This window comes from Pseudomonas sp. BE134 (genome assembly GCF_031456105.1).
GTDB lineage: Bacteria > Pseudomonadota > Gammaproteobacteria > Pseudomonadales > Pseudomonadaceae > Aquipseudomonas.
In genome coordinates this window covers 85,748-96,822 of the sequence record NZ_JAVDUA010000028.1, presented here as the reverse complement: position 1 = coordinate 96,822, position 11,075 = coordinate 85,748, and the positions used below count along the sequence as shown (strand labels likewise).

The window sequence follows — 11,075 nt, the reverse complement described above, 5'->3', positions numbered from 1 at the left end:
GTCCCATCGAGCAACAAACTGCCGGCATTGACCTGAGTACTCCCTGTAAACCCTTGAGCCACATCGCCTCTGAGGGTCTGGGTGTAACTACCGTCCTTGATCAGATCGCCAGTGCCCGTCAATTGCCCGGCAAACTCGCTCGTGCCAGAGGCACGATTGAGTGTCAGGTCATGCGCACCGAGCGCAGCCGTACCGCTCCCCTCGAGACCACCGATGCTGGAGTCCCCCAGCAGGCCGAGGTTCGCGCCGCTCCGGATCGTCACCGCCCCTGCAAGGGTTGTCCCATCGAGCAACAAACTGCCGGCATTGACCTGAGTACTCCCTGTAAACCCTTGAGCCACATCGCCTCTGAGGGTCTGGGTGTAACTACCGTCTTTGACCAGATTGCCAGTGCCCGTCAATCGCCCGGCAAACTCGCTCGTGCCAGAGGCACGATTGAGTGTCAGGTCATGCGCACCGAGCGCAGCCGTACCGCTCCCTTCGAGACCACCGATGCTGGAGTCCCCCAGCAGGCCGAGGTTCGCGCCGCTCCGGATCGTCACCGCCCCTGCAAGGGTTGTCCCATCGAGCATCAAGCTGCCGGCATTGACCTGAGTACTCCCTGTAAACCCTTGAGCCACATCGCCTCTGAGGGTCTGGGTGTAACTACCGTCTTTGATCAGATTGCCAGTGCCTGTCAATTGCCCGGCAAACTCGCTCGTGCCAGAGGCACGATTGAGTGTCAGGTCATGCGCACCGAGCGCAGCCGTACCGCTCCCCTCGAGACCCCCGATGCTGGAGTCCCCCAGCAGGCCGAGGTTCGCGCCGCTCTGAATCGTCACCGCCCCTGTCAGTGTTGCCCTCTGGAGCAACAAGCTGCCGGCATTTACCTGAGTGCCCCCTGTATACGTTAAAGGTCCACTCAGGGTGAGGGTGTTGGCGCCGTCCTTGGTCAGTTCGCCATTACCTGAGAGGAGGCCGGAGAACACGCTGTCGCTGTTCTGATTAAAGATCAGGTTGCCGTCATTGATCACATCGCCTGTGATCTCTCCGCCATAATTAATCCGGGTGACCCCTGCCAGTACACCGCCACTGGTGACCTCGAGAACGCCACCACTCGATACGGTTGTGTCCGTGGCCGTGCCGTTACCCAGAACGCTGAGTCGCCCTCGGTCCTGAAGCAGAACGTTATTGGCTGAATGCGTGGTCGCGTCGACAGAAAACGCCCCCAGACTATTGGTGCCCGCGACCGTCGCGTCAGTACTGGTAGTCAGTCCCCCAACTGTTTGCGTAACGCTGGTAGCTGTACCGCCTGCCAATACCGTTAATTCTCCTGCCGAGTTGATGGTCGTGCTATTGGCTGATCCGCCTGCCGAGACAATTTGCTCGCCTCCGAAGATTGTCGTGCGTTGAGCCACTCCCGTGACATGCTGAGCACCACCATTCCAGACGTTTGTGTCATTGGCGCTGCCGCCAGAGGAAACAATCTGAGCGGCGAGACTCCCACTGATGATCGTGCCATTGGCGATGCCACCATTTTGAATAACCTGGGTACCTCCCGATGTGATGGTTGTGTTATCGGCTAATCCTGCGACGAATTGCTCGCCTGCCGAGTTGATTGTCGTGCGGTGGGCTTCTCCGCCACTGTGGATATATTGGAGGCCTGCGTTGATCGACGTGACATTGGCGGTGGCGCCGTCGTAGAGATGTTGTTCACCACCAGAGTTTATGGTCGTGTCATTGGCGACTCCGGCTGAGCCGCCGAGAACTCCTCCTGAGCCGATGGATTGACTGCCGCCCGAGTTGAGTGTCGTACGAAAGGCTACTCCGCCGTCGAGATGTTGGACACCATTCTGGACGATCGTGTCATTGGCGACGCCTCCAAAGAAAACTCTTTGGGCACCCCCCATGATGGTCATGCTATTGGTCAATCCACCACTGCTGACATGTTGGACGCCTGCCGAGGTGATGAAACCGCTATTGGCGATTCCGCCGGATATGATAATTTGACCAAAGTTATCCACGGTTTCGCCGGTCACCGTCATCCCGGAGCCGACCAAGGGCGTATAGGCTGCGAGCGCAGGCTCCAGCACAGCCATATTCAGTACGCAGGTAAGCGAGAGCAGCGCTCGTTTGCGACTACCGCCGGTGACACCGGATTTGGTTTTACCCTTGGCATGTTCGGACGCCACCATCCAGCTTTCCTGGCTGTGGTTCCAAACCAGGCGAAATGTACGATTCATTGGCAATTACTCATGTTTTTTGGGTGAGTGTCACCAGCGTGTGAACGCTGCAGCTGACGATGGAGATGGTTGATGGGGTTGATCACCTGTTGTCCGGTGATCAGTCGGCTGCACTCGAACTGGCGTTCGGTATCCTTGTGCCGAGGGCACCAGAAAAAGTCTTTGTGATCGAACTGCACTGTCATGTCGTCCCAGCAGCCGTTGCAGCCATGGGAGTTGAAGACTCGGTAAGGGGTGCTGAACTCGCAGGTGGGCAGAGTGAAGCCGCTGATCAACACCACAGGAATCCGCGCAGCCCACGCCAGCCAGGACAGTCCACTGCTGAGCCCGACAAAAAACGCCGCGTGCTGCAACAAGTCGACACGCTCGCGCAAGGGGATATCGCCGGTAAAATCCTCGGCTCCATACGGGATGTGGTTCCAGACAAAGCCCACGCCATGGGTGGCCTGCTTGTCGATGCACAGCACCCGATAACCCAGGCTTTTGAGGTGCTCGACCACCAGGCGCCAACCGTGACCGTTGTTCCAGTACTTGGCCTGGCAGGACGATTGCGCGGCGATGCATACGTAGGGTTCGATAATGCGGGGCTTGGCGTTGAGCGTCAGTCGCGGCGGAGCCTCCGCGGGGTCAACGCCCAGAATGTAGCCCGCCGTACGGTGCAAACCGACCACGCGGAAGTCGATCGGCTGTTGAGCGGTATTGCCACCAAAGAACAGGCCGATGCGGTAAGTCGCATAGGGTTCAGCCATCACCACCGCTTGAGGGGTGGAAAGCTGGATATCGGGGTACTGATCAGCAAACAGGTCGGCGATTTCCCGGCCCAGGGTGCATTCGAGCTGGCACTCATGGTGCTGGGCAAAGCGCTCGGCATAAGGAAACCAGCCGATGAGATCGCCCAGGGTGCCAACGGGAAAGGAGATCAGGACAGGTTTGTCTTTAAGATCCAGCGTGTGATCGAGTACAGGGATCTGTTGACCACGTTGCCAAACCTTGATCGTGAAACGCACAAAGTACTTCTTGGTGCTTTGTACCCAGCCGCCCTCTACGTCGCTGGCGAATAGAATATTTCCCGAATCGGCATCAATAAGATTTACATGCCATGCCCCTTTGGGTAATAACAAACGGGCACCATCATTAAAGTCATAGCGAATACCCAAAGGTCCAAGCTGGGTCGGTAGTTTCGGGGGGGGAAGTGAAAAAGGATGTGACGCGCCAGGCTCAGGTGACTGGGCTGAAGTAGTACTTGTGCTCATGGACTCAAACCCGCTGATTAATTATTTGAATCGATATTTGTGTGTTTGAAGCGAGCGCAGAGTTACTCATTTCCCTGTAAGAAAAATGTCCAGGAAGGATGCTGAATTGATAGTGTTATGCAGCCAAAGCCAATGGTTGTAATAACTCAAAAAATACTCTGCAATCGCACGCGTTGCGAGAGACACAAATACCCATAATGCTTTAATGATCTTTGCAGACTGACTAACTCTGGCTTTGTAGGAAATGCCCTGCAACTATCGCTCTAGTCTGTAGGGATATAAAGTGGCGGTTTCTGGAGGAGTTGTAGGAAGTTTCTGGGGGGGTGTATGTATCATGCCGCGTCTTTGGCTTCCCGAGGAAACACTGAGTAAGACTTCCTGATTTGGCCGCTTTAAAAAGCAGCGATCCAGTCAGCAACAAAAAAAAGCGAAGCCAGTAATCTGGCTTCGCTTTTTTGTGGGTGCTATTAACTGGATACAGTGGTCACATTGGCCCGAGCCGAGTGCAGTTTCTTGTAGCTTTCGATCAAGCGCAGGTGCCTGTCGAGCCCCTCCAGTTTCATGCTGGTTGGCGTCAAGCCATGGAAGCGCACGCTACCATCTACCGATCCGATGGCTGCGTCCGTGCGTTCGTTGCCAAACATCCGGCGGAAGTTGGCTTCGTAGTCTTCCAGTTCCAGGTCTTCGTCCAGCTTCATCTCCAGCACCACATTGACAGCCTGATAGAACAAGCCGCGTTCAACCGTGTTGTCGTTGTACTGCAGGAACATTTCTACGGCTTCTTTCGCCTCTTCATATTGCTGCAAGGCGAGATAAATCAGTAGCTTCAACTCCAGGATCGTCAGCTGACCCCAGGCCGTATTGTCGTCGAACTCGATGCCGATCAAGGAGGTGATATCGGTGTAGTCGTCCAGCTCACTTTCCACCAGACGCTCAACCAGCGCTTGCAGTTCGTCTTGGTCCAGGCGATGCAGGTTCAGGATATCGGCGCGGAAGAACAGCGCTTTGTTGGTGTTATCCCAGATCAGATCGTCCGCCGGATAGATTTCCGAGTAGTCCGGCACCAGGATGCGGCATGCCGTTGCGCCGATATGCTCGTAGACCGCCATGTACACTTCCTTGCCCATGTCTTTGAGGATGCCGAACAAGGTCGCGGCTTCCTCGGCATTCGAGTTTTCACCCTGGCCGGAGAAGTCCCACTCCACGAACTCGTAATCCGACCTGGAACTGAAGAAGCGCCACGACACCACGCCGCTGGAGTCGATAAAGTGTTCGACGAAGTTGTTCGGCTCGGTCACCGCATGCCCTTCAAACGTCGGCTGGGGCAGGTCGTTGAGGCCTTCGAAACTGCGACCCTGCAACAATTCGGTCAGGCTGCGTTCCAGCGCCACCTCCAGGCTCGGATGCGCGCCGAACGAGGCGAACACACCGCCGGTACGTGGGTTCATCAGCGTGACGCACATCACCGGGAATTCTCCGCCCAGGGATGCGTCCTTCACCAACACAGGGAACCCTTGCTCTTCCAGCGCCTGAATACCGGCCAGTATCCCGGGATACTTCGCCAGTACCTCGGCCGGCACATCCGGCAGGGCAAATTCACCTTCGATGATTTCGCGTTTTACGGCGCGCTCGAAGATCTCCGACAGGCACTGCACCTGGGCTTCGGCCAGCGTGTTACCGGCACTCATGCCGTTACTGAGGAACAGGTTTTCAATCAGGTTGGACGGGAAATACACCACCTCGCCATCCGACTGGCGTACGTACGGCAGCGAGCAGATGCCGCGCTCTTCATTTCCCGAGTTGGTATCGATCAGATGAGAGCCACGCAGCTCGCCGTCGCGGTTATAAATCTTCAGGCAGTATTCGTCGAGAATCTCAGTGGACAGCGCATCTTTTCGGCCAGGCTTGAACCAGCGCTCGTCCGGGTAATGTACAAACGGCGCGTTGGCGATGTCTTCGCCCCAGAACTGGTCGTTGTAGAAGAAGTTGCAGTTGAGACGCTCGATAAACTCGCCCAATGCTGATGCCAACGCGCCTTCCTTGGTCGCACCTTTGCCATTGGTGAAACACATTGGCGAGTGCGCATCGCGGATGTGCAGCGACCACACGTTGGGCACGATATTGCGCCACGAGGCGATTTCAATCTTCATCCCCAAGTCCGCCAGAATGGCCGACATGTTGGCGATGGTTTGCTCCAGCGGCAGGTCCTTGCCCGCGATATAGGTGTGCGCCTCTGAATGGGATGCAGGCATCAACAATGCCTGGGCATCGGCGTCGAGGTTTTCCACCTCTTCGATCACAAACTCAGGCCCGGCTTGCACCACTTTCTTCACGGTGCAACGGTCGATGGAGCGCAGGATGCCTTGGCGGTCCTTGTCGGAGATGTCCGCCGGCAACTCGACCTGAATCTTGAAAATCTGGTTGTAGCGGTTTTCCGGATCAACAATGTTGTTCTGCGACAGGCGGATGTTTTCCGTGGGAATACTGCGAGTGTCGCAGTACAGCTTCACGAAATAAGCCGCACACAAAGCCGATGACGCCAGAAAGTAATCGAACGGACCCGGTGCCGAGCCATCGCCCTTGTAGCGGATAGGTTGATCGGCCACCACCGTGAAGTCATCGAACTTTGCTTCAAGCCGAAGGTTGTCGAGAAAGTTGACCTTGATTTCCATGGGGGATTACCAGAATAACGGGCTAGACGAATTGGCCGCTATTATCCGGCTTTTCAGGCGTATGTCTTGCGGGCGTCTTACTATATGTGCACACCGGCGATGGATGGGTCAGTCAAGTATCAGGTGCGGCAAAAACCGACTCGAATCCTTGGTGATCAAACTGTTGTCTTCCCGCACGCCAATCCCGGCCGCCTGATCGCCAATCACCCAAGAGCCAATCAGCGTATAGCTGTCGCCAAACTTGGGCAGCGGCGCGAATTCCTGAAGGATAAACGGCGCATCGGTGTAGGGCCCGTCCTCTTTCACGATCAGGCCATCGGCGGTTTGCAGCTCGATGTTGGCGCCTTCGCGGGAGAAGAACGGTTTGCGCACCCAACCCTTGGGCACTGCTTTGTCCGGATTGGTATCCAGGTGCGCCGCGAGCAGGTTGGGATGGCCTTTGTTGAATTCCCACAGCAACGGCAGGATGCCTTTGTTGGAGATAATGGATTTCCAGGCCGGCTCGAAAAACTGCGTATCGCTCTGGGCAATCGCGGCGCCAAAGGGCTCGTGGAAGATGAATTCCCAAGCATGCAGTTTGAACAGGTGCGGGATCCAGCGATCCTCCAGATCGACGAAACGTCCGTCACTGGTGAGGCCGATGTCTTCGATATCGATGTGGCGTGATTCGATACCGACCTTCTCCGCGACCAGCCGCAGGTAATCAGTGGTGCCCTTGTCTTCGACCGACTGTTTCATCGAGGCGAAATAGAACGGTTTCTTGAGTTGCAGTTGTGCGAAGGCTTGATGCAGCTTGGTGTCGATGCTGTTGAACTGGTCGGCGTTCCTGGGCAGCAAACCACGTTCGATGCATTGCTCCAGCCAGCCCCATTGAAACGCCGCCGCCTCATACAGGCTGGTCGGCGTGTCGTAGTTGAGTTCCAGCAACTTGGCCGGCCCGGTGCCGTTGTAGGAAAAGTCCATGCGCCCATACAGATGCGGGTGGCCTTCGAGCCATGACGTGCGAATCATGTCGTAGAACGCCGGGGGAATACTCAGGCGCTCCAGCAACTCCTCGTTCTGCACCACCCGGGCCACCAGGTCCATGCACATCTCATGGATTTCGGTGGTCGGGTCTTCCAGGTCGCTTTCGATCTGTTTGAGCGTGAACTGGTAATACGCGCTCTCGTCCCAATAAGGTTCACCGTCGATGGTGTGGAACAGAAAGCCGAGACCTTCGGCGGTTTGTTTCCAGTCATGACGCTCTGCGCAATGAATCTTCTTCATGGCCTGGTTTCCTTAACTGCTCGACCCGCCGCCCCAGCCGCTGCGTGCACTGGCTTTGCTGCCAAAGCCGCCACGCGACGTCGACGAGGAAACGGAAACCGGCTTGCTGGCCGATTTGCTGATGGAATTGGTGTAGCTGCCGCCGTACTTTGCCTGGTTGGACCGGTTGAACGTCGAACCGTTGGCAATGCGCTGGTTGAGCGTTGAAGTGCCGTAGTTGCCGCGATTATCGCGGTAGCGGTAGACCGGCTGGGAGTAATAGCTGTTGCGGTTGTTGCTCAGCATGTTGCCGATCAACAGTCCGGTCAGCAGGCTGCTGGTGGAGAATCCCGAACCGCCGGTGTTGGCTTGCGAAGCGGGAAGTTGCGCCTGGGCGGCGTCTACCTGGGATTGCGTCACCTGGCCATCGGCTGTGAGCTCGAAGCCGCCGAGCTTGGGGATGAACTTGCCGGCCGAGTCCTGTTGGCACCAGTCGGCGACGAAGTCGGCATCGCAATCAGCCTGGCTGTCATACACCGGCGCAATACGGCGATGCTCGGCCATGGCGCTCATGTAGGCGTCCGAGCAGACGTCCACCGGGAGTTTTTCATCGGCGCATTGCTGAACGGACTGAAAGTTGTACTTCTTCTGCAACGGGTAGGTTTTTTCCGTTGGCCCGCAACCGGATATCGCCATGGCGACCGATGCTGCCAGCGAGAGCTGAACGTACTTGCTTCGTTTCATCAGGGGCTCCGCTGCGCAATCAATTCTGGGAAGGGGTCATGCACGCGGCATTCAACATGCCGACGCTGATGGCCACTGCCGCGACATAGATACCCGCCGCGATTTCTCCTTTTTTGATGCGCTCCGAGGTGCCTTTCAGCACCAGGCTGGTCATCAGGAACGCCAGCAATTGTACAAAAGCGGCGATCACCGCCCAGACGACGAAGTCCAGGAGGCTGATCGAATAGGCAATCACATTGCTGGCCGGAATGGCGAAGCCGATGATGGCGCCACCCAGCGCAATCGCAGCCGCCACGTTGCCCGAACGGATCAGTTCGAACTCCTTGTGCGGTGTGATGCGGGTGTAGATGAACTGGAACAGCGCGAAGAGCAGGGCGGCGCCGAGGATGTACGAAACAAACCCGAGCACGGCCGCCGGGTTCAGGGAGATGGAGAGTGCTTCTAGCATGGACGTCTTCCTTGTTAAAAAGTGTTCAGGTCGGTGGTGTACAGCGAGATACCCAGCGACGTGCTCAAGCTGATGGTGCCTTCGGCGTCTTCCTCGACGGAAAACAGCAGGAATTCCCGGCGATCGGTCAGGCCGGTTTCGCGGGCGTACAGCATCGAACGGTGCTCGACCCTGTAGGACTCATCCGGGTTTTTCAGCTGTTCGCTCAGCGCCACCAGTTCTGTCTGGCCATTCTCGGTGCCCCATTCGCGGGTGTATTCGACACCGTTGTGGGTGTAGGTCGGCAGCCCGATCGGGCTTTGTGGGCCGGCCAGTCGACGCAGTTCCGCTTCGCTGCTGATGGTGATGTAACTGAGGTAATTGAACAGGATCACCGACTCGACCTGTCCGTCGATAGCGCCGGTGGTGTGCACTTGCAACCAGTAGTCTTCATCGTTCATGTAATAGCGGGACAGCCAGGTCGACTGCCCGAGATCGATAGTGCCGGCGCTCCAGATCTGCTGGGAACCCGGGATCGTTACCGTGGTGTTGCCGTCGAGCAACAACCTCAGGCTGGTGTCGAACATCACGCCCTTGCCCAATGCCAGACCCAGCGGGCCGGTGACCGGCGAGGTGTCGTTGGCGGTCCATTTCGACGGGGTGTTTGTGTCCGTGTTCGGAGCCTCAAGCCCCATCAACTGTTTAAACCATCCCATTGGAAATTTCCTTGAGGCGAGTGGACGCGATGTAAAAGAGTTCGCCGCCTTCAATGCGTGTGGCGCTGGGCGGGTTGATCCATGGTTGTTGCATACCTTTGGCGCGATAGCCGATGAGGGTGGCGTTGTGGCGTTCTTTCAATTGCGTGTACAGATCGCCAAAAGTGGCCTGATACGTCTCGGGCAGTTTCATCAAGTATTGGGTGGCGCCTTCGCCCACGCACAACAACTCATTGATGACCATTGAAGAGCCAGGGTCCTGAGAGGCACGCACCAACATTTCGATGGCCATGCTTGAGGTGCATTCCAGGCGGGGGGCGTAGGCGCTGGCGAGCGCGGCGATTTCACTTTCATTGAAATGCGCGACCACGTGCCCGATGGGGTTCAGTTGATTGACCGCCAACACGGTGGCCAGGGTCAAGTCGTCTGACGGGGTGCGCACCAGCACACGTTCGGCACCCGGAACACCGGCGCGCTGCAACACGGCTGCGGAGGACAGGCTTTCACCCTTGATGAATTCTGCCTTGCCCGGCATCGGGTTTTCTTCAAGGGTGCAATCGCAAATCACGATCAGGTTGTCGTTGGAGGTTTCGTCCTGCAACAACAATTGAATGACCCGCTCACTGGTCGCACCTTCCCAGCCGATGAGAACCGTATGGCCGACTTTGCCAGTGAAATCGCCTTTGCCCTTCATGCCTTTTCTCCATGCATCGATAACGCTGCTGGTGGTTTTGCCAATGGCCGCTGTCAGTAGCGCAATGCCGCCGAGCATGATCCAGGTAGCCACGAAAATTCGCCCGGCGGATGTCTGTGGTGTGAGATCGCCATAGCCGACGGTCAACGTGGTGGTGAGATAGAAGTAAGTAAACGTGGCGGGGGCAGTCAGGTGTTGTTCGCCCAGATACACCAGGCCCAGCCAGGCCGTGGTCAGGTGTACGCCTAACGCAATCACCAGGCCCGCCCAGCCGAACCGGTGAAAGAGAGACGAGGCGTACATACGCAATAAAAGAAAAATCGACATGGGGGCCCTGACTTCCGTAGGGGTACTCATTCCTGGCGAAGTAATCGCGTTGGCGTCTGAGTGCAAAAGTGCGTTTACCCGGCGGCATTAAACCTGCTGCGAGGCGCGGATAACAGTACTTTGGCGGCTATGAAACCGGCGAATGCCCCGAATAGATGGCCTTCAAATGAAATACCCCGCCGAGGTAAAAAGCCAAAGATCAGGCCGCCATAAAACAGGGCTACGACAACCGCCGTGATCACGTTGCCCCAGCTCTTGTGGAACCAGGCGCGCGACAGAATGTACGCCCACAGCCCGAAAACCCAGGCGCTGGCGCCGATGTGTACGCCTGCAAAACCGAACAGCCAGACCAGCGAGCCGCCCAGCAAAATAATGATGGCACTCACCGCCATGAACCGATTGAGCCCGTCGATCATCACCAGCGTACCCAGTACCGAAAAGGCCACCAGGTTGGCGCTCAGGTGCGAGAAGGACGCGTGCAAAAAAGGTGACGTGACGATGCCGAGCAGTCCATGCACGTTTCTCGGGATCAGGCCGAATGCCATAAGGCTGTAGCCGGTCGCTGCATTGATCACTTGCAGCGCGATCATGAAGATGGCCAGACCGGCGATTATCTTGAAACCCTTCAGGGCATCCATCCTTGACCTCAACTCGAAAAAAAAAGGGCAATCAATGCTAGTGCCCGATCAGTTAAGTAATTTCTGCAGTAACGCCATTTTTTGTAGCAGCTGGCGAAGCCTGCGTTCGGCTGCGCAGCAGTCGTAAAGTCAGACGA

The 11,075-nt window shown here is 56.8% G+C and carries 9 protein-coding genes; all 9 read right to left on the bottom strand.

Translation table 11 applies throughout. The features are described from left to right. Positions 1–2,222: AIDA repeat-containing protein (locus J2Y56_RS21905; RefSeq protein ID WP_310352682.1), on the bottom strand; the 2,222-nt coding region annotated here is incomplete at its 3' end. Continuing rightward, on the bottom strand, positions 2,219–3,475 hold the full coding sequence (locus J2Y56_RS21900; RefSeq protein WP_310352679.1) for an autotransporter strand-loop-strand O-heptosyltransferase: 1,257 nt from the start codon (positions 3,473–3,475) through the stop codon (positions 2,219–2,221). The genes J2Y56_RS21900 and J2Y56_RS21905, both read right to left, overlap by 4 nt. 467 nt (positions 3,476–3,942) lie before the next feature. Next, the gene (locus tag J2Y56_RS21895) at positions 3,943–6,147 is read right to left on the bottom strand and encodes an OsmC domain/YcaO domain-containing protein (RefSeq protein ID WP_310352677.1); all 2,205 of its coding nucleotides are present in this window, start codon (positions 6,145–6,147) and stop codon (positions 3,943–3,945) included. A gap of 108 nt (positions 6,148–6,255) precedes the next feature. Next, entirely contained in the window at positions 6,256–7,413 is a 1,158-nt protein-coding gene (locus J2Y56_RS21890; RefSeq protein WP_310352675.1) for a glutathionylspermidine synthase family protein, read from the bottom strand. A gap of 12 nt (positions 7,414–7,425) precedes the next feature. Then, positions 7,426–8,136 carry a DUF1190 domain-containing protein gene (locus J2Y56_RS21885; RefSeq protein WP_007946863.1) on the bottom strand — a complete coding sequence of 237 codons (711 nt, stop codon included), beginning with the start codon at positions 8,134–8,136 and terminating at the stop codon, positions 7,426–7,428. A 19-nt stretch (positions 8,137–8,155) separates the two neighbouring features. Continuing rightward, positions 8,156–8,584 carry a DUF350 domain-containing protein gene (locus J2Y56_RS21880; RefSeq protein ID WP_150782513.1) on the bottom strand — a complete coding sequence of 143 codons (429 nt, stop codon included), beginning with the start codon at positions 8,582–8,584 and terminating at the stop codon, positions 8,156–8,158. 14 nt (positions 8,585–8,598) lie between these two features. After that, on the bottom strand, positions 8,599–9,279 hold the full coding sequence (locus tag J2Y56_RS21875) for a DUF2491 family protein (RefSeq protein WP_310352670.1): 681 nt from the start codon (positions 9,277–9,279) through the stop codon (positions 8,599–8,601). After that, positions 9,266–10,300, bottom strand: a complete 1,035-nt coding sequence (locus tag J2Y56_RS21870; protein ID WP_310352667.1) for an ion channel — start codon at positions 10,298–10,300, stop codon at positions 9,266–9,268. The genes J2Y56_RS21875 and J2Y56_RS21870 overlap by 14 nt, the downstream gene beginning before the upstream one ends. 74 nt (positions 10,301–10,374) lie before the next feature. Continuing rightward, positions 10,375–10,938: a rhomboid family intramembrane serine protease gene (locus J2Y56_RS21865; protein ID WP_310352664.1), complete on the bottom strand. Its 564-nt coding sequence runs from the start codon at positions 10,936–10,938 to the stop codon at positions 10,375–10,377. Between the last annotated feature and the right edge of the window lie 137 nt (positions 10,939–11,075).